The 26,241-nt window shown below is 54.7% G+C and carries 23 protein-coding genes, 1 pseudogene and 1 other annotated feature (1 of these 25 cut by a window edge); of the genes and pseudogenes, 2 read left to right on the top strand and 22 right to left on the bottom strand.

What is annotated here, in order from left to right; genetic code table 11:
* Window position 1: 1 nt before the first annotated feature.
* From hisB to BN4275_RS14295, 16 genes and pseudogenes are all read right to left on the bottom strand, one after another.
* Window positions 2–580, bottom strand: coding sequence for an imidazoleglycerol-phosphate dehydratase HisB (gene hisB / locus BN4275_RS14370; protein ID WP_066459510.1), 579 nt, complete (start codon window positions 578–580; stop codon window positions 2–4).
* A gap of 18 nt (window positions 581–598) precedes the next feature.
* Window positions 599–1,648 carry a pyridoxal phosphate-dependent aminotransferase gene (locus BN4275_RS14365; protein ID WP_079988294.1) on the bottom strand — a complete coding sequence of 350 codons (1,050 nt, stop codon included), beginning with the start codon at window positions 1,646–1,648 and terminating at the stop codon, window positions 599–601.
* Window positions 1,648–2,934, bottom strand: a complete 1,287-nt coding sequence (gene hisD / locus BN4275_RS14360; RefSeq protein WP_066459505.1) for a histidinol dehydrogenase — start codon at window positions 2,932–2,934, stop codon at window positions 1,648–1,650. The genes BN4275_RS14365 and hisD overlap by 1 nt, the downstream gene beginning before the upstream one ends.
* Complete coding sequence (gene hisG, locus BN4275_RS14355; protein ID WP_066459503.1) at window positions 2,931–3,575, bottom strand: ATP phosphoribosyltransferase; 645 nt, start codon at window positions 3,573–3,575, stop codon at window positions 2,931–2,933. Before hisG ends, hisD begins: the two co-directional genes overlap by 4 nt.
* Before the next feature lie 15 nt (window positions 3,576–3,590).
* Entirely contained in the window at window positions 3,591–4,784 is a 1,194-nt protein-coding gene (gene hisZ / locus BN4275_RS14350) for an ATP phosphoribosyltransferase regulatory subunit (protein ID WP_066459501.1), read from the bottom strand.
* Window positions 4,785–4,902: 118 nt separating this feature from the next.
* On the bottom strand, window positions 4,903–9,255 hold the full coding sequence (locus BN4275_RS14345; protein WP_341423451.1) for a PolC-type DNA polymerase III: 4,353 nt from the start codon (window positions 9,253–9,255) through the stop codon (window positions 4,903–4,905).
* 2 nt (window positions 9,256–9,257) lie between these two features.
* Window positions 9,258–10,301 (bottom strand): annotated as a pseudogene (gene ispG / locus BN4275_RS14340) (flavodoxin-dependent (E)-4-hydroxy-3-methylbut-2-enyl-diphosphate synthase); the annotation flags it as partial.
* Between the two features lie 13 nt (window positions 10,302–10,314).
* Complete coding sequence (locus tag BN4275_RS14335) at window positions 10,315–11,358, bottom strand: M50 family metallopeptidase (protein ID WP_066459498.1); 1,044 nt, start codon at window positions 11,356–11,358, stop codon at window positions 10,315–10,317.
* A gap of 61 nt (window positions 11,359–11,419) precedes the next feature.
* Window positions 11,420–12,577, bottom strand: coding sequence for a 1-deoxy-D-xylulose-5-phosphate reductoisomerase (locus BN4275_RS14330; RefSeq protein ID WP_066459497.1), 1,158 nt, complete (start codon window positions 12,575–12,577; stop codon window positions 11,420–11,422).
* 19 nt (window positions 12,578–12,596) lie between these two features.
* Window positions 12,597–13,439 (bottom strand): phosphatidate cytidylyltransferase, encoded by an 843-nt coding sequence (locus BN4275_RS14325; protein WP_066459495.1) that lies wholly within the window; start codon window positions 13,437–13,439, stop codon window positions 12,597–12,599.
* Window positions 13,440–13,516: 77 nt separating this feature from the next.
* Entirely contained in the window at window positions 13,517–14,245 is a 729-nt protein-coding gene (locus BN4275_RS14320; RefSeq protein ID WP_066459494.1) for an undecaprenyl pyrophosphate synthase, read from the bottom strand.
* A gap of 54 nt (window positions 14,246–14,299) precedes the next feature.
* On the bottom strand, window positions 14,300–14,854 hold the full coding sequence (frr, locus tag BN4275_RS14315; protein WP_066459489.1) for a ribosome recycling factor: 555 nt from the start codon (window positions 14,852–14,854) through the stop codon (window positions 14,300–14,302).
* Window positions 14,855–14,857: 3 nt separating this feature from the next.
* Window positions 14,858–15,568 carry a UMP kinase gene (gene pyrH, locus BN4275_RS14310; protein WP_066459488.1) on the bottom strand — a complete coding sequence of 237 codons (711 nt, stop codon included), beginning with the start codon at window positions 15,566–15,568 and terminating at the stop codon, window positions 14,858–14,860.
* A gap of 206 nt (window positions 15,569–15,774) precedes the next feature.
* Window positions 15,775–16,695, bottom strand: a complete 921-nt coding sequence (gene tsf / locus BN4275_RS14305) for a translation elongation factor Ts (RefSeq protein ID WP_066459487.1) — start codon at window positions 16,693–16,695, stop codon at window positions 15,775–15,777.
* A 36-nt stretch (window positions 16,696–16,731) separates the two neighbouring features.
* The gene (rpsB, locus tag BN4275_RS14300) at window positions 16,732–17,478 is read right to left on the bottom strand and encodes a 30S ribosomal protein S2 (protein ID WP_066460477.1); all 747 of its coding nucleotides are present in this window, start codon (window positions 17,476–17,478) and stop codon (window positions 16,732–16,734) included.
* Between the two features lie 204 nt (window positions 17,479–17,682).
* Window positions 17,683–17,985: a YlmC/YmxH family sporulation protein gene (locus BN4275_RS14295; RefSeq protein WP_079988293.1), complete on the bottom strand. Its 303-nt coding sequence runs from the start codon at window positions 17,983–17,985 to the stop codon at window positions 17,683–17,685.
* Window positions 17,986–18,092: 107 nt separating this feature from the next.
* Here BN4275_RS14295 and BN4275_RS14290 point away from each other — a divergent pair, with 107 nt between their 5' ends.
* A complete protein-coding gene (locus BN4275_RS14290) occupies window positions 18,093–19,535 on the top strand; it encodes a sodium-dependent transporter (RefSeq protein ID WP_066459482.1) in 1,443 nt (480 codons plus the stop codon).
* A 70-nt stretch (window positions 19,536–19,605) separates the two neighbouring features.
* Here the strand turns inward: BN4275_RS14290 and sigG are convergent, their stop codons facing one another.
* The 3 genes from sigG to BN4275_RS14275 all read right to left on the bottom strand — a co-directional run bounded on the left by sigG (window position 19,606) and on the right by BN4275_RS14275 (window position 22,100).
* Window positions 19,606–20,376, bottom strand: coding sequence for an RNA polymerase sporulation sigma factor SigG (sigG, locus tag BN4275_RS14285; RefSeq protein ID WP_199719756.1), 771 nt, complete (start codon window positions 20,374–20,376; stop codon window positions 19,606–19,608).
* A 144-nt stretch (window positions 20,377–20,520) separates the two neighbouring features.
* Window positions 20,521–21,249, bottom strand: coding sequence for an RNA polymerase sporulation sigma factor SigE (gene sigE / locus BN4275_RS14280; protein ID WP_066459478.1), 729 nt, complete (start codon window positions 21,247–21,249; stop codon window positions 20,521–20,523).
* Window positions 21,250–21,287: 38 nt separating this feature from the next.
* Window positions 21,288–22,100, bottom strand: a complete 813-nt coding sequence (locus tag BN4275_RS14275) for a sigma-E processing peptidase SpoIIGA (RefSeq protein WP_066459477.1) — start codon at window positions 22,098–22,100, stop codon at window positions 21,288–21,290.
* Window positions 22,101–22,398: 298 nt separating this feature from the next.
* Here BN4275_RS14275 and BN4275_RS14270 point away from each other — a divergent pair, with 298 nt between their 5' ends.
* Window positions 22,399–22,671, top strand: coding sequence for a hypothetical protein (locus BN4275_RS14270; RefSeq protein WP_066459476.1), 273 nt, complete (start codon window positions 22,399–22,401; stop codon window positions 22,669–22,671).
* A gap of 51 nt (window positions 22,672–22,722) precedes the next feature.
* Here BN4275_RS14270 and leuD read toward each other — a convergent pair whose 3' ends face one another.
* Genes leuD through BN4275_RS14255 form a run of 3 tightly spaced genes read right to left on the bottom strand, consistent with a single transcriptional unit; the run spans window position 22,723 to window position 26,046 of the window.
* Window positions 22,723–23,214, bottom strand: coding sequence for a 3-isopropylmalate dehydratase small subunit (gene leuD / locus BN4275_RS14265; RefSeq protein ID WP_066459474.1), 492 nt, complete (start codon window positions 23,212–23,214; stop codon window positions 22,723–22,725).
* A gap of 13 nt (window positions 23,215–23,227) precedes the next feature.
* A complete protein-coding gene (gene leuC / locus BN4275_RS14260; RefSeq protein ID WP_066459472.1) occupies window positions 23,228–24,487 on the bottom strand; it encodes a 3-isopropylmalate dehydratase large subunit in 1,260 nt (419 codons plus the stop codon).
* 20 nt (window positions 24,488–24,507) lie between these two features.
* A complete protein-coding gene (locus BN4275_RS14255) occupies window positions 24,508–26,046 on the bottom strand; it encodes a 2-isopropylmalate synthase (RefSeq protein ID WP_066460475.1) in 1,539 nt (512 codons plus the stop codon).
* A gap of 99 nt (window positions 26,047–26,145) precedes the next feature.
* Window positions 26,146–26,241 (bottom strand) — a binding site (T-box leader) (it continues 151 nt past the right edge of the window).

The raw sequence follows: 26,241 nt of genomic DNA, 5'->3' as shown, positions 1-26,241 counted from the left end.
CTTACAAAACTCCCTTCGAGGAGAGGACCCCGCCTTCCCGCGGCGTCACCGCTGCTTTGAGCGCATGCGCTGCAGCCTTGAATACCGCCTCGATCTTATGGTGGTCATTCTCCCCGTAGGGCACCTTGATATGCAGGGTAATTCCCCCATTCATCGCAAACGCCCGGAAAAATTCCCCTGTCATACAGCAGTCAAACGCACCAACCTGCGGGTTTTGAAAGACACAGTCAAACACCAAAAAGGCCCGGCCGCTAATATCGAGCGCACAAAAAGCCAAGGCTTCATCCATCGGAAGCACAAAGCTACCATAACGCGCGATGGCGCCTTTGTCCGAAAGAATCTGCGCAAACGTCTGTCCGAGCACAATACCCAAATCCTCGACCGAATGATGGCAGTCCACTTCCAAGTCTCCAGCCATGGTGAGCGCAAGATCGAATCCGCCGTGCACCGCGAACGCGTGCAGCATGTGATCAAAAAAGCCAATCCCACTCGTACCGGCAAAATTCCCGCTCCCATCGAGGTTCAGCGAGAGCGTGATGTCCGTTTCATTGGTTTTCCGGTGGATGGTGCATTCCCGCATACTGGTTTCCTCCTGTTTTCAGTCTAAAATCTCCCGCAAGGCCCCGACGACCTCCCGGTTTTCCTCGGCCGTGCCTGCCGTAATACGCAGGCGAGGAGCCATGAGCCGCACGATGATTCCGCGCGCACTCAGCGCGTCAAACACCCGGCGCGCGTCCAGCATCTGCAAAAAGACGAAGTTCGCGCAGGTGTCGGCCACCTCCAGAATCTCTGCTTTTTCTTTGGCAAGCGCAAGAATCTTCTGATAAAGTTCGGTGCGGGACGTCTTAATCTGTTCGGTGCAACCCCGCAGATAATCCGGATGGCTCAGCAGGACACAGCCCGCCGCCTGGGTCATGCTGTTTACATTGTAAGGCGACTTGGCCGCCTTGAGCGCAAGGGTGATCTGTGTCCCCGCGACCGCGAAGCCAAGCCGGATTGCAGCCATGCCAAACGCTTTTGAACAGGTCTTGAGGACAATCAGATTGTCATGCCGCGGTGCGATCCGCAGAATCGAGCCTTCTGCGAAATCCATATACGCTTCGTCGATTACAACCAGCCGGTCGGACAGCTCCTCCACGATTTTGAGCACATCCGCCTGCGAGGCGGCGAGCGAAGTCGGATTGCAGGGGTTCGAAAGGACCACAAGCTTTGCGGCCCGCTCTTTGGCAAAGGCAATCAGCGCGTCCGCGTCGAGCGCAAGCTCCGGCTTCTGGAAGGTATGTACTCTGACGCCGTTCATCTGCGCGTAAAATGAATACATTGAAAAGTCCGGGTTGACCACCACCATATCCTCACCGGTGGAGGTAAACGAGGAAACGATCAGACCAATGAGTTCATCCGAACCGTTGCCCGCAACCACCTGCGACGGCAGGACGTCAAAAAAATCCGCAAACTTTTGGCAGAGTTCAACTGTATAAGGGTCCGGGTAGCGGTTGAAATCAAGCTTCTCAATCGCCGCGGCAAGTTCCTGCCGCAGCCAGCCCGGTGCAGTCAGATAACTTTCATTCGCGTCAAGCCGGATTCGGTACTGCCCCGTGACCGGCGCGTAAGGCGTCAGATTTTTCAGCTTTTCCGGCAGTTCGTACATCAGGAAAACCTCACTTTGATCGAATTCGCATGGGCGGTGAGCTGTTCACACTCCGCGATGCGCACAATGTCATCCTTCGCCTGGCAGAGCGCGTCGGCCGTGTAGTAGATATAGCTCGATTTTTTGATAAAACTGTCCACCCCAAGCGGCGAGAAGAACCGCGCCGTGCCGGAGGTCGGCAGGACATGGTTCGGTCCGGCAAAATAGTCGCCCAGCGGTTCCGGGGCGTATTGCCCGAGAAATACGCTGCCCGCGTTGTCAAGCTTCCCGATATATTCAAATGGGTTTTCCAGCATGACCTCGAGATGCTCCGGCGCAAGCTCATTTGCCAGCGCAACCATCTCGTCGATACTGCGGCAGACGATCACCGCGCCGTAGGTCTCCAATGATTTGCGGACAATCTCTGCCCGCGAGAGCTCTTTTATCTGGCGCTCGATCTCCGCGACGGTATCATTTGCGATCCGTCCGCTCGTGGTGAGCAGGATCGAAGATGCCAGCACGTCGTGTTCCGCCTGGCTCATCATATCGGCCGCCAGATAGACCGGGTTCGCGGTTTCATCCGCCATCACGAGGATTTCACTCGGCCCGGCGATCATGTCGATATCCACCACGCCGTAAAGCAGCTTTTTCGCGGTTGCGACGTAGATATTTCCCGGCCCGACGATCTTATCGACCTTTGGCACGCTTTCGGTGCCGAATGCGAGCGCCGCCACAGCCTGTGCGCCGCCCATCAGAAACACCCGGTCCACCCCGGCAATCGCCGCCGCGACAAGGATGTCCGGATTCGGCGTGCCATCTTTGCGTGGCGGCGTGACCATGATGATCTCCCCGACCCCTGCAATTTTTGCCGGGACACAGTTCATCAGCACCGATGATGGATAGGCCGCCGTTCCGCCCGGCACATAGAGCCCCACGCGGGCAAGCCCGCGGATACGCTGCCCCAGAATGACGCCGTTTGGCTGGGCGTCGATAAAGCTCTGCTGCTTCTGTTTCTGATGGAAAGCCGCGATGTTCTCCATCGCATTGAGAAGCGAAGAAACGAATTCCTCGTCGGCCTGCGAAAGCGCATCGTTGATCACCTCGCGGTCAACTTCAAAAAGATCGGGGCAGTGTCCGTCGAAGCGCAGGGTGTAATCCCGCACCGCCGCGTCGCCTTTTTGTTTTACGTCCTCAATGATCGTTGCGACCTGCCCGGCGACCTGTTTATCAACCTCACCGCTGCGGCTGCGCAGCGACGCGAGAAGCTCTTTTTCAGCGGTTCCGTCCGCCTTGACGACCTGGATCATGCGTCAGCCCTCTCCTTCAGGTAATCTTCAATCCGCGTAATAAACGGCTCGATCTCCGCCTTACGCAGTTTGAGGCTTGCAATGTTGACGATCAGCCTTGCGCTGATGTCCGAAATATATTCCGCGATAACCAGCCCGTTCTCTTTGAGGGTTGTGCCGGTTTCCACAATGTCGACAATCGCGTCCGAAAGCCCAAGGATCGGCGCCAGCTCAACTGAGCCTTCGATTTTGACGATCTTGACATCCATATTTTTCTTTTCAAAATAGGCGTGCGCCACATTTACATATTTTGAGGCGATACAGCGGGTGTGATAGCCCTCATAGAAGTCGACCCCTTTCGGCACCGCCAGCGCGAACCGGCATTTTCCAAACCCCAGGTCGGCCACCTCGTAGAAGGTCCCCCCCTTCTCCATAATCGTGTCCCTGCCAACCACACCAATATCGCAGACGCCGTTCTCGACGTAAGTCACCACGTCCGCGGCCTTCGCAAGCACAATCTCGAGGTTGGTGCCCACGACCGGCAAAATCAGCCTGCGGCCCTTTTCGTGCACCGCAGTGCAGTCATAGCCGAGCTTCTCAAACATTTCAACGCTGTCTTTTTCCAGCCTGCCCTTAGTGAGGGCAATCCGAATCGGTTTCATATGTATGCCCTCCCTTTACAGTTTTTCGACGTCGAGCGCTTCAATCTCGTCGTCCACCACATGCAGATGCCGGATGCCGCGCTTTCGCGCGTAATCTACCGCCGCGTCGAACTCGTCGAAAACACAGTGTTCGACCGTAAGGCCGTTTTGGATAAGCGATTTCATATAATTGATCGCCTGCGGAAGATGACCATCGTCCGAAAAAACCAAAATATCAGTGCGCTGCTGCGGTACCATTCCGATGACCGTAGTGGCCGGATCGACATTGAATGCGAAGCCGGTTGCTGAAAGCGGCGCGCCAAACTCGGCGAGCAGGTTGTCGTACCGGCCGCCCGAGAGTACCGGTTCCCCAATTCCGTCAAAGTAGCCGCGGAAGATGATCCCGGTGTAATATTCGGCCTGGTTTACCAGTCCAAGGTCGATGATAACCCGGTCGGCAAGGCCGAGCTCACGCAGATTCTCGTAAATTGTACGGAGGTAATCGAGGCTTTCGTTCGCGCCGTTCTCCGAGAAGAGTTCATAGGCCTTTTCAAAGACCTCCTCCCCGCCAAAGAGCCGCGGCAGGTATTTGAGCGCCACAGCCGCGCGGCTACCGTCAAACTGCTCGAGCAGCTCTCCAAGCGCCGCGTAGTTCTTCTGCTCGACGCACTGACGGATCTCCTCCTTCGTCTCAAAGGAGGCGTCCAGGCTGTCGATGAGCGATTTGAAATAGCCGATGTGGCAAAGCTCGATCCGATAGCCTTCCCCGCTGATCTCCGAAAGGCCGGCGGCGGCGAGCTCGACAATTTCGAGATCGCTGCGCAGGCTGCTCGCGCCGATGAGTTCGACGCCGGTCTGAAAGATCTCGTTGCGTTTTCCGCGCAGATCGTGCTCAACGCGGTAGACATTCTGGCTGTAGTAAAGCCGCAGCGGCATCGGGACATTCTGCAGCCGGGTCGCGACCAGCCGCGCGATCGGGATGGTGCAGTCAGGGCGCAGAACCATCAGCCGGCCGTGGATATCGGAAAGCTTATACATATTTTCCTGCGGAAAATGCGCCGCGGACGAAGTGAAAACGTCGTAGAACTCGATTGCCGGGGTGATCACCTGCCGGTATCCGCGGGAGCGGAACATTGCTGTCAGCCGGCTGGTCACCGCTTCACGCAGAACACATTCGTCAAAGAGCAGGTCGCGGGTACCATCCGGTGTGATTTTGTTATACTGCTTCATATTTGCCTCCGTTGCCGTTTCGCTTTATCATGCTAATATGATAACATGATAAACTTTTCTTGTCAACAGAATAACCAAAGAAACCTGCGGAAAATTCATAAAAATGCTGGGACAGGATTCAGAAGAAAGAAACCTGCGAAGTGTCGGGCAGATCCCCCAGTGCGCCCGCACCGCGCAGCATCTCGATGACTGCGGAGGAAACTCCCGCACGGTTCGCAATATCGTCCGCGGAAATGAAATCCTCCTTTTTGGCCGTTTCCCACAGGCTTTTGGCGGCCGCCTCTCCAACCCCTTTCAGCGCCATAAAGGGCAGCCGGATTTTTCCATCCTCCACCGCGTAAACATTGTAGTGGGATTTATAGAGGTCGACCGGCAAAAAGCTGATCCCGCGCGCCTGGCATTCGTGGATGATCTGCAGCATGGTTAAAACGCCTTCATCCTTTGCGGTGCGGTCGTTGCCGAGCGCCAGGAGGTTCTGCATCTTCTGCTTGGTCATCGCCTTGCCGCCGACCGCCGCTTCCGCGTCGAAGTCTCCGCCGCGCACTGTGAAGATAACCGCGTAAAATTCGAGCGGCTTATGCACCTTGAACCAGCAAAGCCGGATTGAGGCGATATCGTAAGCTGCCGCGTGTGCCTTTGGGAACATGTATTTGATTTTGAGACAGCTGTCGATGTACCACTGCGGCACTCCGTGCTCCTTCATAGCGGTGATGTGCTCCTCAGTCAGCAGTTTCGGCGCTTTGCCCTTTCGGGTGATTTCCATGATCTTAAACGCCATCTTTGGCTCGAGGCCTTTATGGAGCAGGTAGGTCATGATGCTGTCACGTGTTCCGATAACCTCAGAAATTGTACAGGTTCTGTTCTTGATGAGCTCCTGTGCGTTGCCGAGCCAGACGTCGGTACCGTGGCTGAGGCCGGAGATCTGAAGCAGGTCGGAAAAATTCTTTGGCTGTGCCTCGATGAGCATCCCGCGCACAAAATTGGTACCGAATTCCGGGATGCCGAGCGTGCCGGTGTTGCAGTCAATGTCCTCGGCTGTAACGCCGAGCGCGTCCGGGGACAAAAACAGGCTCATGACCGCCGGGTCGTTCATCGGGATGTCGTTGACATCCAGCCCGGTCATGTCCTCCAGATATTTATACATGGTCGGAACATCGTGCCCGAGTTCGTCGAGCTTGAGGATCGTGTCATGCAGCGAATGGAAGTCGAAATGGGTGGTGGTAATTTCGGAGGTCGCGTCGTCCGCCGGACGCTGTACCGCCGTAAAGTCAAATACCTCATGGCTGCTCGGCACGACGACCATGCCGCCCGGATGCTGCCCGGTCGTGCGCTTGACGCCGGTGCAGCCGATGGTCAGACGCTCCTCCTCCGCCCGGGTCATCACAAGCCCGCGCTCCTGCGCGTACTTTTTGACATAGCCATACGCGGTCTTATCCGCCACGGTCGAGATGGTTCCAGCCTTAAAAACATGGGTCGGGCCAAACAGCTCCTCGGTGTAACGGTGGATGTTCGACTGGTATTCGCCCGAGAAGTTGAGGTCGATATCGGGCGCCTTGTCTCCGTCAAAACCAAGAAATGTCTCGAACGGGATGTCATGGCCGTCCTGTTTGCAATGGGTCCCGCATTCCGGACAATCTTTGCTTTGCAGGTCAAATCCGGAGCCAATTTCGCCTTTCGTAAAAAATTCACTCCAGCCGCAGTTGGGGCAGTAATAGTGCGGCGGCAGGGGATTGACTTCAGAGATACCCGCCATCGTGGCGACAAAGGAAGAACCCACCGATCCACGCGAACCGACCTTGTAGCCGCCAGCTTCACTTTTGGCAACCAGCTTCTGCGCGATCATGTAAAGAACGGCGAAACCGTGTTTGATGATCGAGCCAAGCTCCCGGTCGAGCCGCTTGCTGACCAGTTCCGGAATCACGCCGTTATGCTCGTACATCGAGCGGGCACGGTCCCAGGTGATCTGTTGAAGCTGTTCCTCCGCGCCGTCGATGGTTGGCGTGAAGGTGCCGTCCGGGATCGGGCGGATATCCGCTTCGATGAGATCGGCAATCCGATTGGGATTTTCGATGACCACCTCATGCGCTTTCTGGGCGCCGAGATAGTCAAACTCTTTGAGCATTTCATCGGTCGTGCGCAGATAGAGCGGAGCTTGGAGATCGGCGTCCGAAAAGCCCATGCCCGCCATCAGGATGGCGCGGAATTTCGCGTCGCCCGCGTCCATAAAGTGCACGTCGCAGGTCGCCACAACCGGTATTTTCAGCTTTTCGCCAAGCTTGACGATCGTTTCATTGTACTCCTTGACCGTATCGATGCTGGGAACCGTATTGTTGCGCACCATGAACTCATTGTTGCCGAGCGGCTGGATCTCCAGGTAATCGTAAAATTTTGCGATGTCGCAGAGATCCCCCCAACTTTTGCCCTCAATGATCGCACGGTAAAGCTGTCCAGCTTCACAGGCGCTGCCAATCAGCAGTCCTTCCCGATGCTCGATCAATTTGCTTTTTGGGATACGCGGGCGCTTCGCATAGTAGTCGAGATGGGAGATGGAAACCAGCCGGTAGAGGTTTTTAAGACCGGTGAGGTTCTTGACCAGGATGATCTGGTGGAAGGTCGAGGATTTCTTCACATCGACCGACGCGAGCGAGGTATTGATCTTTTCAATCGTATTGCAGGCCTTTTCCGTTTTAAGAATTTCACACATCTTGAGGAAGATCCGCGCGAGCATCTCCGCGTCGTCACAAGCGCGGTGGTGGTTAAATTCACCAAGGCCCAGATGTTTGGCTACAATATCGAGTTTATGCTTTTTGAGCTCCGGGAAAAGCGAACGCGACAGGATCACCGTATCGATCGCGGAATATTCGCACGGCAACTTGCTGCGCCGCGCCGCCTGCCGCAAAAATCCCATATCAAATGGCGCGTTATGCGCGATGAGCACCGCCTTCGGGTTGCCGATGAAGGCGTAAAACTGCTCGAGCGCTTCCGCTTCGAGCGGCGCGCCGCGCACATCTTCGTCGGTGATGCCGGTCAATTGCGTGATCTGCGGCGGAATCGTGCGTTCCGGATTCACGAAAGTGTCGAACCGTTCAACCACTTCACCTGCGCGGATTTTGACCGCGCCGATTTCGGTAATCCGCTCGGTTGCGGCGGAAAGACCGGTTGTCTCAAGGTCAAAGACGATCATTTCGTCATCGAGGTTCCCCTTCGCATGCCCGCTGACAGCATGGATGATGTCGTCCACAAAGTAGGCTTCCACGCCGTAAATGATTTTAAAGTCCCCGCCCTTCGCGCGGATCTTCGCGCAGGCGTTCATGCAGTCCGGAAATGCCTGCACAACGCCGTGGTCAGTGATGGCAACCGCTTTGTGCCCGAAGGAATAGGCCCGCTGCACCAGCTTGTCCGCCGGAGTCATGCCGTCCATCGCGGACATGTTGGAATGCATATGTAGTTCGACCCGTTTTTCCTCCGCAAGATCGCGGCGCAGGACCTTTTTCACCTTCGCGATACTGTCCGGGCGCAGGACATTCTCATGATCGAACCGGTCGTACTCCACCAGCCCATGCAAAACGATCGTGTCGCCTTCCCGCAGTTCTTCGAGCCCCTTCACCTTCTTATCGAAGCGCCCGATCACCTTGGCGCAGTAAGAATTGGTGTAGTCGGTAAAATAGATCGTCAGGATCAGGGTCTTTTCGTCGCGGCTGGTGCGGCGGTCGAGCTTGAATACGTCCCCCCAGACGGTCACATTCCCACTTTCGATGTTGACCTGCGCCATCTCGACCGGGCGGCCCTTCGGCGGGTTGCCATAAAGGGTCACCATCGAGTTCGGTTCAAAGGGCAGCCCCTGCGCATCGAACGAATGCCGGGTCGGCGCGGGGATCACAACGCCGTTGTCGAGTTTTTTCTCCTGCGGCCTTTGCGCGGGCGGCGTATAGGCAATCGGCTCCGGTCGTGCCTTTTCCATCGTTTCCTGATAGATTTCGCTGTCCGGCGCGATCTCAAGCACCCCGTCGAACACAACCGAAACCTCCCTGCCGTATTCCTCCCTGATCAGGGCCGAAAGGTGGTTTGCGCAATGGATCTGCTCGAGAAAATCCTGCCCGCCGTGGCTCAGATAGATGCGCAGCGTGTCGCCAAGCAGATCCGCCTTTGCACCATTAAAAAAGCCGTTGACCGGTACGCCGCGCGCGCCAATGCAGGCGACCAGCTCCGAAAGGCATTCGCTCGAAAAGCTTTCCGGCGCGTAACGCGGCTGAAGTTTTACCTCCTGCAATCCCAGCGCGGCACAAAGCGCCCGCCCCAGCTTGGTGAGCGCCGCATGCGCGGCAAGCCCGTCCATTTGCAGAGCAAGGCGCATTTCCCGGCTGTCCCGGTCAACCTGCATTGAGAGGATCTCCCCTCGGGCGACCTCATCCGCAACCGGAGTATCTATGTAATCGCCAAAAATCTCAATGAATGACGCCAATGATTTCACTCCTAAAGCTTTTCAATCTCCGCAAACAGCACCTCAAAGATCTGCTGCTCCGGATACTTCCCAACAACCTTCCCCTTTTTGAAGAGCAAAAGCTCCCCGTCCCCACCGGCCACGCCGATATCCGCTTCACGGGCCTCCCCCGGACCGTTCACCGCGCAGCCCATGACCGCCACCTTGATGTTCTTGCGACAGCCAGCAAGCGCATTTTCCACCTTTTCCGCCAACGCGATCAGATCGATCTTTGTACGTCCGCAGGTCGGGCAGGAAACGATCTGCACGCCGCAATCCGGATAGCCGATCGCCTTTAGGATGTCCTTTGCCGCGCGGATCTCCTCCACAGGATCTGCGGTGAGCGAAACGCGGATGGTATCCCCGATTCCGTCGCATAGGAGCGATCCGATTCCGACCGCCGATTTGAGAAGGCCCATATGCCTGGTGCCTGCCTCGGTCACGCCGAGATGCAATGGATAGTCAAGCTGCTGGGACGCCAGCCGGTAAGCCGAGATCATCGTTCGCACATCGGACGACTTGATCGAAATCACAATGTCATGAAAGTCAAACTTCTCCAGCAGGCGCGCGTGATACATCGCACTGTCAACCATCGCCTGCGGCGTGGGCGCGCCGTATTTCGCAAGGATCTGCTTTTCGAGCGAGCCGGAGTTAACCCCGATGCGGATCGGGATGCCCGCGTTTGCGCAGGCTACCGCCACCTGCCGAACCCGCTCGTCAACCCCAATGTTGCCGGGGTTGATCCGAATCTTGTCGATCCCGGCGCAAACACATGCCAGCGCGATCCGGTAGTCGAAGTGGATGTCCGCCACGAGCGGGATCGAAACAGCTTCCTTCACCGCCTCCACCAGCTTCACAGCGGAAATTTCCGGCACCGCCATGCGCAGGATTTCGCATCCGGCGGCCTCCAAAGCCTTGGCCTGCGCGACGCTGCCGGGTATGTCGTCCGCGCGGGTATTTAACATCGACTGGATGGCAACGCGATTGCCTCCGCCGATCGTAAGGTTCCCGATTTTCACTGTCCTTGACATAAGACGACTCCTTTTCGCATTAAAACAGCTTTACAATATCATTGAGCGTGACAACCAGCATCAGCCCCATCAGCAGGATGAATCCCGCCGCGTGCACAAATCCCTCATACTTGGGATTGACCGGCCGGCGGATCACCAGCTCGATCAGCAGGAAGATGAGCCTGCCGCCGTCAAGAGCCGGAACCGGCAGAAGATTAAAAACGCCAATGTTGACCGTGATGAACCCCACAAGTGTGAGCAGCGTTTTCAGCCCGGCCGTACTCGCCTGCCCGATCACCGTCGAAACGCCGACCGGCCCGGAAAGCTCCGCAAGTGTAAAGTTGCCGGTGATCAGATTGAGGAAGGAGAGCCACACCTGCCGTACGATTGAAAACATCCACAGCACCGTGTACTGCACACTGTTCAGGAAGGTCTTTTCCGCCGAATAGACGTAGAAATCCAGATTGATGAGCCGCGTCCCGTCCTCGGCCGTGTCCATCTTGAACTGCACCTGGGGAATTTTCAGCTTCTGCCCGTCGCGCAGGACCGTGAAGTCCACAACCCCGTCCCGGTCGCTGATCATCGAAAAGGTGATGTCGTTTGAGGTGAATACGCTGGTGCCGTTGATCTTGAGAATTTTATCGCCCACCATCAATTTTTCGTTGCTCACTGCTGCCGCGCCGTCCGCCGGGTCAGGGTGAAATTCCGAAATGGTGGTCGTGGGCAGCGTTGTGCGCATGCCCACCAGGATTGAAAGGATGATAAAGCCAAGCAACAGGTTCATGATCGCGCCCGCGCAGACGAAGAGAATCCGTTTCCAGAGCATAACATTGCAGAAGGCGCGCGGGTCAGAGCTGTCCTCGTCCTCGCCCTCCACCGAGACATAGCCGCCAACTGGCAGCGCGCGCAGCGAATACTGCGTTTCGCCCTTGTGCCAGGAGAAAAGCGCCGGGCCCATGCCAATGGCGAACTCGTTGACCCGCATCCCGGAGAGCTTGCCGACCGTGAAATGGCCGAGCTCATGGATAAAAATCAACAGTCCGAACACAAGGACCGCCACAATCACCTGAAAAATAACACTCATAAACGTTTCCTCACGATCGATCGATTAAAATTGGGAGAAATGCCTTCCTATCATAGTATTCTTATCTCCCACGGCAATATTCCAAAACCATCTCCCGCGCCTGCCGATCGGTCTCCAATACTTCCTTCAATGTGTAATGTTTTTCCACTTTACATTTAAAATTTCCCAGAACATGCCCTACACAGCGCCCAATCTCCTGGAATTTGATCTTTTCCGCAAGGAACAGCGCCACAGCCTGCTCGTTCGCACCGTTGACCGCGCAGGGATACAGCCCGCCGCGCCGGATCGCCTCAATACAGTGCCGCAGGCAGGCAAAGGTTTCAAAATCCGGCTTTTCAAAGGTAAGCTTGCCATAATCGGTGAGTGACAGCCGCTGCACCGCGGTCGGTTCCCGCTGCGGATAGGTCAGCGCATACTGGATCGGGATCACCATATCCGGCACGCCAAGCTGTGCGATCACTGAACCGTCTATGTACTCCACCGCCGAATGGATCACGCTCTGTGGATGGATCACCACTTCGATCTGCTCCGGCATAAGATCAAAGAGCCACATTGCCTCGATGAACTCGAGCCCCTTGTTCATCAGCGTCGCGGAATCGATCGTGATCTTTGCCCCCATTTCCCAGTTCGGATGCTTGAGCGCCTCTTTCACCGTGACATTTTCGAGCTCAGCCGCTGTTTTACCGCGAAACGGCCCGCCCGACGCGGTCAGGATGATCTTCTTGAGTGCTTTGCGGTCGTTGCCCTGCAGCGACTGGAAGATAGCGCTGTGCTCGCTGTCGACCGGCAGAATCTCCACTCCGTTTGCGGCAGCGGTCTCAGTTACGAGCTTCCCGCCTGCGACCAGCGTTTCCTTGTTGGCAAGCGCAACCGTCTTTTTCGCCCCGATCGCCGCCAGCGTTGGCTGCAGGCCCACCATACCGACGACCGCATTGCAGACAATATCGTTTTCCGTTAACTGTGCAGCTTCACACATGCCTTCCACGCCCGCTAGCAGCCGGATGTCCGTGTCGGCCAGCCGTGTTTTCAAGTCGGTATAGGCATTTTTGTCCGAAACGACAACATAGCGAGGGGTAAATTCCCTCGCCTGCTGTTCGAGCAGGTCAACGCTTCTGTTTGCGGCCAGGACGTTGACCCCATATCCCAAGCTTTTGCAGCTTGTCAGTGTCTGGGTTCCGATCGAACCGGTCGAACCCAACAGTGCGATTCTCTTTTTCAAAATACCGCTCACTTCCCAATTAAACGAGTTGCGCCAGCGGCAGGTGCTGGCTGATGATAAAGACCAGCGGGATCACCATGAGCGCGCTGTCGAAGCGGTCCATGACGCCGCCATGCCCGGGCATGATCGAACCGTAATCCTTCACACCGAACTGGCGCTTGATGACCGACGCGGAAAGGTCTCCCAAAATGCTGACCGCCGACAAAAACGGTACAATCGCCAGAAGCCAGCCGTAATGGATACTGATCGGATGTCCAAAATAAGCCGACGCAAGCGAATAGAGCCACATGACCAGCTGGATCATGACCTCCGCAAACATCGCGCCTCCGATAGCGCCTTCCACCGTCTTTTTTGGGCTTATGTAAGGCGCAAGCTTATGCTTTCCAAATGCGCGGCCCGCAAAATAGGCCCCCGTGTCCGAGAGCCATGCGCTGCCCAGTGCGAGCAGCACGTAGAAAATACTCAGGGCAGCGCCCCAGCGGTCGCGCAGATAGACAATGGTCGTCAGCGAAAACGGGATCATGATGCAGAACATGAAGCCCATCGCCACCTGTTCAATGCGGAATGACATATGGTTGCGCAGCAAAATCGAGAAGATCGCAACCACAAAGATATAACAAATCAGGATCAGATTCCGTGCAATCCAGCTCATTGAGATAAAAGGGATAACTGCGGAAAACACCAAAGCAACCGCGGAAAAGAGCCGGTTTGCTTTCCAGCATCCGGTCGCCGCGAGCAGCTCATAAACCGCGATCAGCGCAATCAGCATAATGGCAACGTTGAGCACAGCTGTTTCAAACAGTACCAGAACCAAAAACAATACAACCAGCCCGATTGCGGAACTGATGATTCTTTGCTTCATGAGGGCACTCCAATCTGCCGCACCATTCTATTTATGACGGTCAGGCCCGTGCGTGAGGCTCTGACGAAAGATTGGGGTCAGATACCGCCGAACCGGCGCTCCCGGTTGACATACTCCAAGATTGCCTGATCGAGATATTCCGGTGTGAAATCCGGCCACAAGACATCCATAAAGACCAGTTCCGCATAGGCGGACTGCCAGAGCAGGAAATTCGAGGTGCGCAGTTCCCCGCTTGGCCGGATAATCAGATCCGGATCGGGCTGCCCGGCGGTATACATCGCGCTGGACAGCGCCTGTTCGTCGATCTCGTTTGGCGAGAGCAAACCGTCCGCGCAGCGGCGCGCGAGCTTGCGTACCGCATGCACAATTTCGTCACGTCCGCCGTAATTGAGTGCGATATTGATGTTGATGGCTGTATTATCTCTGCTGCCATCCTCCACCCGCTCCATCATTTCCCGAATGTCCGCGGCCAATGGTCCGCGCTCCCCCAAAAAGCGTATACGGGCATTTTCCTCCTGATGCTTGAACGTTTCAGAAAGGTAACGCCGCAGTAAATCCATAAGCGCCTCGACTTCGTCAGCCGGACGCTTCCAGTTTTCGGTGGAAAAGGCATACACGGTGATGTACTTGATCCCAATACTGCGGCAGTACTGTGCAATCTTTCCAAATACGTCCGCGCCCTGCCGGTGGCCAGCGCTGCGGGGAAGCCCACGCTTCGCCGCCCACCGGCCGTTCCCATCCATTATAAAGCCGATGTGTACCGGCAATTTTTCAGCCGGTACACCAGCCAGCAAAGATTTTGCCATGCGAAGCTCCATTCCATGCGCACGCCGGTACGCCGCGCATGCGTTATATCATAATCAGATCTCGAGGATTTCCTTTTCCTTCTTCGCGGAGATCTCATCGATGCGTTTGCAGAACTTATCGGTCAGCTTCTGAACGTCGTCTTCCAAATCCTTGATCTCGTCCTCGCTGACTTCGCTCGATTTTTTGAGCGCTTTGAACTTCTCATTCGCGTCGCGGCGGATAGAACGGATCGCTACCTTGGCTTCCTCGCCCTGCTTGCGGATCTGTTTACAGATCTCTTTTCTGCGTTCCTCGGTCAGCGGCGGAAACACGATGCGGATCACCGAACCGTCATTGGTTGGGTTGATGCCGATATCCGATGCCTGGATCGCCTTCTCAATCGGTTTCAGTGTGGATTTGTCCCATGGCTGGATGACCAGAATACGCGCTTCCGCGACCGAAATGGCCGCCATCGACTGCACCTGCGTAGGAGTGCCGTAATAATCGACCATAACCTTGTCAAGAACAGCCGGGTTTGCGCGTCCGGCGCGGATGGCCGCGAATTCCTTTTCCAGAACGGCAATGGTTTTTTCCATCTTGTCGTTATACACCTGAACTTTTTCCTTCATGACTTAATCCTCCTTGACTATTGTACCAATTTTTTCACCTTTTATTGCCGAGAGAATGTTATCAGGATTGGAGAGACTGAACACAAGCACCGGGATATGGTTATCCTTACACATCGCAGCAGCGGTGCTGTCCATCACTTTAAGCCCTTTTTCCAGCACCTCCTGGAAGGTGACCTCGTCATATTTGACCGCGTTGGGATAAATATTCGGGTCGCAATCATAGACGCCGTCAACCATGGTCGCCTTCAGGATGATGTCCGCGTCGATTTCCGCCGCACGCAGCGAAGATGCCGTATCGGTTGAAAAGAACGGATTACCTGTCCCACAGCCGAACACCACAACGCGCCCTTTTTCAAAGTGACGGATCGCACGGGAACGAATATATGGTTCCGCGATCTGCTGCATGGTGATCGCCGTCTGTACCCGTACCTGGACGCCCTGCGCCTCCAGCGCGTCTGCAATTGCCAGCGAGTTCATCACCGTGGCAAGCATCCCCATATGATCGGCGCGGGTCCGATCCATCTGACCGCTTGAACGTCCGCGGAAAAAGTTTCCGCCCCCCACGACGATTCCAATCTGTGCGCCAAGATCCACACTTTTTTTGATGCTCTGGCAAATGCGGAACACCACGTCATAATCAAGCCCGATTTTTTTGTCTCCCGCAAGTGCTTCCCCGCTGAGCTTTAAAAGCACCCGCTTATACTTCAGTGGCATGGAATACCTCCATATCGTAAATTTTGTCATAGCAATGGTATACCTATACTAACCTATTTTACAATAACCACAAAATAAAGTAAAGTCTTCCGAGCAAAAAACACAAAAGGTTCCATAAAAATGCTTCCATTCCAGTTGGTATTCCCGGCCTTGGAAAATGCAAAAGCGCCCCCGGCACCAGCTGGGAGCGCTTTGGATCTCAAGTCTTATTTCATCATGCTGGCAACTTCGTCCGCGAAGTTGTCGCTGCGTTTCTCAAGGCCTTCGCCCTTCTCATAACGAACGAAACCGGTAATTTTGATCGAACCGCCCAAAGTCTTTGCCATCTCAGCGGTATACTGACCGACGGTCATATCACCGTTCTTAACAAACGCCTGGTCGACGAGGCAGTTCTCTTTATAATATTTGCTGATTCTGCCGTCAACCATTTTGGCGATGATCTGCGCAGGTTTGTTCTTAAGCTTTTCATCGTTCTGGATCTGAGCGGTGAGGATTTCCTTCTCCTTCTCAATCACTTCAGCCGGAACCGAAGCTTCATCCAGATAAGCCGGGCTCAGCGCGGCAATCTGCATCGCGACATCCTTCGCATACTCGGTGAAGCCATCTTTACCGGCCACATCGGTGTCGAAGGTGACCATAACGCCGATTCTGCCGCCACCATGCACATAGGTGACAACATCGCCTTCCGCGTAAATGAAGCGGCGGATCTTCATATTCTCACCGATGGTAAGAATCTTGTCACGCAACTCCTCTTCGACAGTCATGGAAGACCCAACCATCTGCATCTGCATCAGCGCGTCGACGTCTGCGGGCTTATTGGCCGCGACAGTTTTCGCGCAGGCAGTGACAAACTCCATAAACTTCTCGTTCTTGGCGACAAAATCGGTTTCAGAGTTGACTTCGATCACAACGCCGACCTTGGTCGCGTCGTCGACCATCGCAAGCACAACGCCTTCGGCGGCGATTCTGCCGGATTTTTTCGCGGCAGCCGCCAAGCCCTTTTCACGGAGCACTTCAATTGCTTTATCCATATCGCCGTCGGTCGCGGTGAGCGCTTTTTTGCACTCCATCATGCCAACGCCGGTTTTCTCTCTGAGCGCCTGTACATCTTTTGCAGTAAATGCCATTTTGCATAACCTCCGTATTCGTTTCGATTAAAGTTATTATTCGGCAGCTTCGTCGGTTTCATTCTCTTTTGCTTCCGCTTCTTCCGGAGCAGCGCTCATATCGCCCTGACGACCTTCAATGATCGCGTCCGCAATGGTGGCGGAAAGCAGCTTGACGGCGCGGATCGCATCGTCATTGCCGGGAATAACATAATCGATTTCGTCCGGATCGCAGTTGGTGTCAACGATCGCAACAATGGGGATACCGAGTTTGCGGGCTTCCGCAACCGCGATCTTCTCTTTGCGCGGGTCAACAATGAAGAGCGCCGCCGGCAGTCTCTTCATCTCTTTGATGCCGCCCAGGAATTTTTCGAGTTTCTCGATCTCAAGCTCGAGCTTGATGACTTCTTTCTTCGGCAGACGGTCAAAGGTGCCGTCCTCTTCCATCTTGCGCAGCTGGGCAAGACGCTCGATCCTGCGGCGGATGGTCTTGAAGTTGGTGAGCATGCCGCCGAGCCAGCGGGCATTTACATAGTAAGCTCCCGCGCGGGTCGCTTCCTCGCGGACCGAATCTCCGGCCTGTTTTTTGGTTCCGACAAACAGGACATTTCCGCCGTTCGCAGCCAGGTCGCGCACGAACATATAAGCCTCGTCCAGTTTCTTGACGGTCTTCTGCAGGTCGATGATATAGATGCCGTTACGCTCGGTGAAGATGTAACGCGCCATTTTGGGGTTCCACCGCCGGGTCTGATGACCGAAGTGTACGCCTGCCTCCAGAAGTTGTTTCATTGATACTACGCCCATGATAAATTCCTCTCTTTCGGTTATTTTTCCGCCACCATGCATCCGCTCGCCTTATCATCCCGAAACGTCCGGGACACCCGACAAGACAATCGCACGGTGTGTGTTTTGCAGGTAATCTCTACATACCAGCCGTAATATATTACCACAAAAAGAGGAAACATGCAAGTGCCAATTTAAAAAAAATTCCGCCGTCCGGTTTTCGTGCTAATCCTCGGTCAGAATATGAAAGAACCCGCCTCCGGACTTTTTATGCTCCTCACGGCTTGGCGGAAGCACATGGTTCACCAGGATGGTATCCTCCCCGATCACTTCGATATCCTCCCACGGGATAATAATATCTTCTTCCCGCCCAAGAATTCCGAAAAACCGGAGCTTTCCCCTGATCACGATCGAATTGACCCCGGCACTCACCGTATCGATCTCCACATCGTCCACATATCCGAGTTTACAGCCATTTCGGACATTGATCACATACTTGCTGCGCAAATCACCCAGCCTGCAAAACATCATGGCCCCTCCTTTTATCATGCAAAAAATGCAAAAAATTCCATTACAGTATATGCTGGGGCAAAGTAGAATAGAGCTGTTTCTGGTAATTTGACTTTTTTCTGGAAATGCCATATGATAATCGCGCTATAAATATTGAAGAGGTGTTGCATTTGCAAAGAGAGAAATTTTCTTCCCGCCTTGGCTTTCTGCTGATCTCGGCGGGCTGTGCCATCGGGCTTGGAAATGTCTGGCGCTTTCCATATATCACCGGACAGTACGGCGGTGCGGCATTTGTACTGATCTATCTGTTTTTCCTGGTGGTGCTCGGCCTGCCGATCATGGTGATGGAATTTTCAGTCGGCCGGGCCAGCCAGAAGAGCGCCGCGCTTTCCTTCCACGTGCTGGAACCTAAGGGTACCAAATGGCATTGGTACAGTTACGGAGCCATGGCCGGGAATTATCTGCTGATGATGTTCTACACCACCGTCTGTGGCTGGATGATCATCTATTTCTTCAAGATGGCCGCGGGGGAATTTTCCGGAAAAAACCCGGAGGAGGTCGGCGCGGTTTTCAATGCCATGCTTGCACAGCCGGTCCTTATGACCATATGCATGATCACGGTTGTACTGATCGGTTTCGGCGTTTGCTCGATGGGGCTCAAAAACGGCGTTGAACGGATCACAAAGGTCATGATGAGCTGTCTGCTGGTTGTCATCCTTTGCCTTGTTGTGCGTTCGGTCACATTGCCCGGCGCTTCCGAGGGCCTGCGTTTTTATCTGATGCCCGATTTCAGCAAAATTTCCGAACAGGGGACTGGGACGGTCATCTATGCCGCCATGGGGCAGGCGTTCTTCACGCTGAGCCTCGGCATCGGCGCGATGGCGATCTTCGGCAGTTACATCGGCCGCGACCGCTCGCTGACCGGGGAATCGATCAATATCACCCTGCTCGACACCTTTGTGGCACTGATGTCCGGCCTTGTAATTTTTCCCGCCTGTTCGGCCTTCCAGGTCGATCCGGGCCAGGGGCCCGGCCTTGTGTTCATCACCCTGCCGAATATTTTCAACGCAATGCCCGGCGGACGGCTTTGGGGAAGCCTTTTCTTCATTTTCCTGACCTTCGCGGCCTTTTCCACCATCATCGCGGTATTTGAAAATATCGTTTCTTTCGCTATGGATCTATGGCACTGGCCGCGCAAAAAAGCCGTTCTCTTCAATATCGCCGCAATTATTCTGCTATCGATGCCCTGCGTGCTCGGCTTCAACCTATGGAGCGATTTCGCGCCCTTCGGCGCAGGTTCGACAATCCAGGACCTCGAAGATTTCATCATCAGCAATAATCTGCTCCCAATCGGATCGCTCATTTACCTGCTTTTCTGTACCTCCCGGTACGGCTGGGGATGGAAAAATTTCCTGGCGGAAGCGGACCAGGGCGATGGGATCAAGTTTCCTGCCTGGACGCGCTGTTATGTCAGTTATATCCTGCCGCTAATTGTCCTTGTGATTTTTCTGCAGGGGTATAACGAAAAATTCCAGCTGCTCAATAAGCTGTCCGCCCTGTTCCATTGATCTGCAAAAATGCCCGGCCATTGGCCGGGCATTTTTCTCCTTGCCGCATGTTTCATATGCGCAGCTGAATTCAGATGTGCTTTTTGATCCAGTCGAGCGCGCCTTTTTCCAACCGGGAAACCTGTGCCTGTGAAATACCGATTTCCTTTGCGACTTCCATCTGGGTTTTGCCCACAAAAAAACGAAGGCTTAAAATCCGCTTTTCCCGCTCCCCCAGGCTTTTCATCGCTTCCTTGATCGCGATTTCATCCATCCAATCGCTTTCGCCGTCTCGATCCCCCACCTGATCCATCACGAAGATCGTGTCGCCTCCATCCGAATAGACCGGTTCATACAGGGACATCGGCTCGACAATCGCTTCGAGCGCGAGTACGACCTCCTCTTTTTTCACACCCATTTCGGCGGCGATCTCATCCACAGTCGGTTCCTTTGCATTGCGTCCGATCAGTGCTTCCTTCGCCTGCATCGCTTTATAGGCCATATCCCGCAGCGAACGGCTGACGCGGACCGAATTGTTGTCCCGCAGATGCCGCCGGATCTCGCCAATGATCATCGGGACCCCATAGGTGGAAAAACGGACATTCTGGTTCGGGTCGAAATTATCAATGGCTTTGATGAGTCCAATGCAGCCCACCTGGAACAGATCGTCCAGATTTTCACCGCGATTGGTGAATTTCTGCACCACCGAAAGCACCAGGCGCAGGTTCCCGCTGATCATTTCATCCCGTGCTCTTTCGTCTCCCTCCCGGATGCGTTTTAAAAGCTCTATCTTCTCCTTTTCCTTCAATACGGGCAATTTTGAAGTATTGATCCCGCAGATTTCCACTTTATTATAGTACACGTTCCCGCACCCCATCCACCAATTATCTTTACAGAATCTAGTATGGACGGGGTCCAAATCAAACATACAGCATTTGCAGCTTACCAATAATTACCCAAAAGGCCCGCATGATTTTCCATACGGGCCCTTTTGGGTAATTTTGGTTTATATAATCTTTTCCAGTTCTTTTTTCAGCTTTTTGATGATCCGTTTTTCCAACCGAGAAATATACGATTGGGAAATCCCGATGATATCCGCCACTTCCTTCTGCGTTTTTTCCTCCTGCCCGCAGAGCCCAAACCGCATCTGCATGATCATCCGCTCGCGGTCTGAAAGATGTTCGACAGCGCCGAGCAGCAGGTTTTTCTCGGCTTCATCCTCGATTGGGCGGTTGATACTGTCAGGATCAGTGCCGAGGATATCCGAAAGAAGCAGCTCATTGCCGTCCCAGTCGATGTTGAGCGGCTCGTCGATCGATATTTCATTTTTGTGCGACGCATTTTTGCGCAGGTGCATCAGGATTTCATTTTCAATACAGCGGGAAGCATAAGTTGCCAGTTTGATATTTTTCTGCGGGCAGAAGGTGTTGACCGCCTTGATCAGCCCGATTGTCCCGATGGAAATGAGATCTTCCACACAGATGCCGGTCGATTCAAATTTCTTCGCAATGTAGACGACCAGCCGCAGATTATGTACTGTAAGCGTTTCCTTCGCGGATTCATCATTCTGTTCCAGCCGGGCAAAAACCTTTTTTTCCTCCTCCTTGGAAAGCGGAGCGGGCAAGGTCTCCGGTCCATTGATATAGTAGACCCCGCGGCGCAGCCGCAGGCGCCACAGCAACGCCCTGATGCGGTCTGCCAAATATCGGGCCCATCCGATTTTAAAGACTGTCATTGCTAAAATCCACCTTTCCCTGTTGCCTGATGCAAAATTCAGCCGCGATCCACAAGCTGCGGATTTAAAAGCGCTTGGTACTCCCCGCCAATCGGCTCGCGGCTGGACGCGATATAGACATCGGAGGTCTTGATCTGTTTTCCATCCCCGACGATGGTGACCTCATCCGGATGAAATCCTTCAAGCGTCCCCTGCCCGGTCACGGTCAAACAGGGGATCACCCGGAAGCTGACGCTTTCATCCGGCCTCACCTTCCCGGCCAGTTCCCGGTCGCAGACAATCACTGGCGCGCCGGAAAACGGTTCCCTGAGGCTGCTTCCGGTATCCACCAGACCTTTGAAGGACACCGTTTTCCCACTTACCGAAACGGTCACATCGTAGAGTTTCTTCTCATGCGTACGGCCGGCGAAGAGCTTCTCCAGCAGGCTCAGCAGCAGATAGGCCGCCGTGGTCGAAAAAATCAGCATAAGCGCCGAGATATCGAAATAGACCACTCCGTTATAAAAAAGCATCCCAGCCGGCGCAAGGAAAAAGGACACCGCCAGCAGAAATCCCGCAAAGATAAAACTGACCGCGAAAGTCATGAGCAACGCTTTTAAAAAGCGCTGCCATGGCCTTGCGCCAAACGCTGTCGCGGCCATTGCAGCGGCAAGCAGCAGCTTATAAAGCGCCTGGAACCAAACGCCGATATAAGGCAGAAAGATGATGAGCGAACCAAACGCGCCCAGCAATGCGGCAAAAAAGAGCCGCCGCCTGCGCATGACCAGGCCGAGCAGCTTGCCGGATGCGAGCAGGAGCAGGAGATTTATGATATAATTCACCACCACAAGCACATCCGCATAAACTGTCATACCGAACGCCATCCTTCCGTCTAGTCCACAAACTATATTATAGGTACCGGACAAGTTTTCTTTCTGTCGAAACAAGCAGACGAGAAATATTCTCTGCTAACAAGAAAGACGCGTCCTGCATAGAATGAGAAGGAACAGCGAATGTATCTTCCATTGTGAGCTGTACCTTATCTATACATTAATTCTGAACAAAAGGTGTGATTATTTTATGGCTTGTTGTTGTAACAACAGGTGTCAGTGCGGATGCCACTGCGTTTGCAATTGTAATTGCAACTGTAACTGCCGCAAAAGGACCTGTATGAACTGCAAAATCACCCCCGTGAGCGGATGCCCTGACAAAAGCGAAGGGCTCAACTGTGAATGGTATCCGATCTATGAGGATGGCTGCGGCTGCGGTCCCGACCGTCCGCTGCGCCTGTGCTGCGACCAGAACGGCTGCTGCGGACTTTTCCCGGAGGCTTGCCGCAATACCTTCTGGCCCGATTTTGCGCATCCCCGTTGGCTCTGCTGCCAGGATCTTTACTGCGCAGCCAGAAAGTCGAATAAACCCTGTCCCTGCCAGACCGCGTGAAGGCGAAAAAGGGCCGGCGGAAACAAATGTTTCCGCCGGCCTTTTTCTTTATCATTTCTGATTTCGTTTGACCCAGCTGAGCAGCCCGTTCGCATCGATGATTTCCTTGATAAATGCCGGGAACGGAATTGCTGTGTAGCTTTCATTTTTGGTGAGGTTTTTGATCACACCGGTGTCAAAGTCCACCTCAACCCGGTCGCCGTTTTCAATCGCGTCGCTGGCCGCCTCGCATTCCAGGATCGGCAGGCCGATATTGATCGCATTGCGGTAGAAGATCCGCGCGAAGGTCTTTGCGATAACGCAGGAAACCCCGTTCTCCTTGATGACCATCGGAGCGTGTTCCCGCGAGGACCCGCAGCCAAAGTTGAATCCGCCGATCATGATATCCCCGGGCCTTACCTTTTTGACGAATTCCCTGTCGATATCCTCCATGCAGTGGTCCGCGAGCTCCCTGCGGTCGGAGATGTTGAGACAACGCGCCGGGATGATCACATCGGTGTCGATGTTGTCTCCATATTTATGGACTGTTCCTACTGCTTTCATTCTGACCGCCTCCTCAAACTTTTTCAGGATCTGCAATTTTCCCTGCGACAGCGCTCGCGGCGGCAACCGCCGGGGACGCAAGGTATACTTCCGATTTTACATGGCCCATCCTGCCGACAAAGTTGCGGTTGGTCGTCGCCACGCACCGCTCGCCCTCCGCCAGGATTCCCATATACCCGCCGAGGCATGGACCGCAGGTCGGTGTGGAGATGGCGCAGCCTGCCTCCAGGAAGATATCAAAGTAACCTGCATGCATCGCCTCGCGGTAGATCTGCTGGGTTCCGGGGATGACGATGCAGCGTACATTTTTCGCAAGCTTTTTCCCCTTCAGAATCTCTGCCGCCGCCGCGAGGTCACTGAGCCTCCCGTTGGTACAGGACCCGATAACCACCTGGTCGATCGCGACGTCTCCGACCTCGTCGATGGTCTTTGTGTTCTCCGGCAGATGCGGGAAGGAAACGGTCGGGCGCAGCGCCGAAAGGTCGATATCAATGACCCGCTCATATTCCGCGTCAGGGTCGGGCGTGAAGATCTCAAAAGTCCGATTGACACGGCCTTTTTCATAGGCCAGTGTCACTTCGTCGACTTCGAAGATGCCGTTTTTGCCACCCGCTTCGATCGCCATATTCGCCATGGTGAGACGGTCATCGATCGAAAGGTTCCCAAGCCCCGCCCCGCCGAACTCCATCGATTTGTAGAGCGCCCCGTCCACGCCGATCATGCCGATGATGTGCAGGATGACGTCCTTGCCGCTCACCCATTTGCCCGGCTTTCCGGTCAGATTGAATCGGATTGCGGACGGGACCTTGAACCAGCATTTTCCGGTCGCCATCGCGGCGGCCATATCGGTCGAGCCGAAGCCGGTCGAAAAAGCGCCAAGTGCGCCGTAAGTGCAGGTGTGGCTGTCCGCGCCGACCACCAGCTCGCCCGGGGCAACCAGGCCCTTTTCCGGCAGAAGCGCATGTTCGATGCCCATTTCGCCCACGTCGAAATAGTTTACCACATCGTATTTGTTCGCGAACTCCCGGCAGCGTTTAGAAAGCTGCGCCGCCTTGATATCCTTGTTCGGGGTGAAGTGGTCGAGCACGATTGCGATGCCGGATTTGCTGTAGATACTGTCGAAACCATACTTTTCAAACTCATCGATCGCCACCGGCGTGGTGATGTCATTGCCGAGCACCAGGTCAATATCCGCGTTGATCAGCTGTCCCGCCACAACCGATTCGAGGCCCGCTTTTTTCGCCAGAATTTTCTGGCTCATGGTCATTCCCATTTTTCTCGCTCCTTTTGCGCTTATTTCCCGGAAAGATCGGCCTTCACGTTGCCGGAAAGCGCGATCGCTTTATTGATTGCGTTGATATAGCTGCGGATACTTGCCTCCAGGATATCTGGGGAAAGCCCGCGCCCAGTGACAAGGTTGCCTTCACAGGTGATCTTGCTGATCGCCTCTCCCAGCGCGTCTTCGCCCTCGGTAACCGCCTGAATGGTCCAGTTTTCGAGTTTGGTCTGGCGCTTTACAATCCGGTCGATCGCCTTGAACGCCGCGTCAATCGGGCCTTCTCCGCGCGCCACATGTTCAAATTCCTCCCCGTCCTTGACAAGCCGCACCACAGCAGTCGCCGAGATGACCGTACCGGAATTGATGACAAAACTCTTAAGCGAATAGGTTTGTTTGACGTCGTTGACGGCGGTCGCGCTGATAAGCGCCTCGATGTCGCGGTCAGTGATGTCCTTTTTGCGGTCGGCCAGCACCTTGAAGCGCTCGAACGCCGCCGCGATGTCCTCTTCGCTCATCCTGTAACCCAGCTCGGAGATGCGGTCGGCAAAAGCATGTTTGCCCGAATGCTTGCCCAAAACCATCGTGTTCTTGTTGACGCCAACGTCCTCCGGCTGCATGATCTCGTAGGTTTCGCGGTTGGCCAGCACGCCGTGCTGATGGATACCGCTTTCATGTGCGAAAGCGTTCGCGCCGACAATCGATTTATTGGGCGCGATCGGCACGCCGGTGATGGTGGAAAGCAGCTTGCTGGTGCGGTAAATCTGCTTGGTGTCGATTCCTGTTTCGGCATCGTAATAGTCGCGGCGGGTCTTAATGCCCATGACAATCTCTTCGAGCGCCGCGTTACCGGCACGTTCACCAATTCCGTTGATGGTACATTCGAGCTGGGTGGCCCCCGCCTTGACACAGGCGAGCGATGTGGCCACCGCGAGCCCCAGATCGTCGTGGTTATGCACTGAAATGTCCACATGCGGGTTCTGCAGATGGGATTTGATGTAAAAGACCAGGTCGTACATCTCGGTTGGCGTCGCATAGCCGGTGGTGTCTGGGATATTGATGGTGGTTGCACCGGCCGCAATCGCCGTGTCGAACACCCGCACCAGGAAATCTCGATCACTGCGGGAAGCGTCCTCGGCGGAAAACTCAATGTCGCTGCAGAGACTTCGGGCAAATCGGACCATGTACGCCACCCGTTCAACCACCTGCTCCCGGGTCATCTTGAGCTTATACTGCATGTGGATGTCGCTGGTCGCGATAAAAACATGGACCCGCGGGGATTCGGAGAATTTCACCGCGTCGTAGGCGCGCTGGATATCCCCTTCAACGCTGCGTGCGAGTCCGGCTACCGTGCAGTTCTTCACGGTCTGGGAAATCTGTTTGACCGATTCAAAATCATCCGGCGAAGATACCGGGAACCCCGCTTCAATGATATCCACGCCCAGCCGTTCAAGCTGGCGCGCCATCTCGAGCTTCTCCTTCAGATTCATGCTGCAGCCGGGCGATTGCTCGCCGTCGCGCAGGGTCGTGTCAAAGATTTTAATTTTCTGGCTCATGTCGTTCACCTTTCTTCTTTTCGTTCGTTCTTTGTTTCGCAGCCGAAAAAAGGTTTTCACCCAAAGCGTGGCGGTAAACAAAAAAACCTTCGTCTCTTTAGAAGAGACGAAGGTTTTAAAAACTTCCGTGGTACCACTCTTGTTGACCGGAAAACCGGCCCGCTCGGCCGCATCTAACAATGCGCTCTCAAGATA

Origin of the sequence: Anaerotruncus rubiinfantis (assembly GCF_900078395.1) — a bacterium.
GTDB lineage: Bacteria > Bacillota > Clostridia > Oscillospirales > Ruminococcaceae > Anaerotruncus > Anaerotruncus rubiinfantis.
The sequence above is the reverse complement of the archived record's forward strand: the minus strand, read 5'-3'. Positions and strand labels throughout refer to the sequence as shown.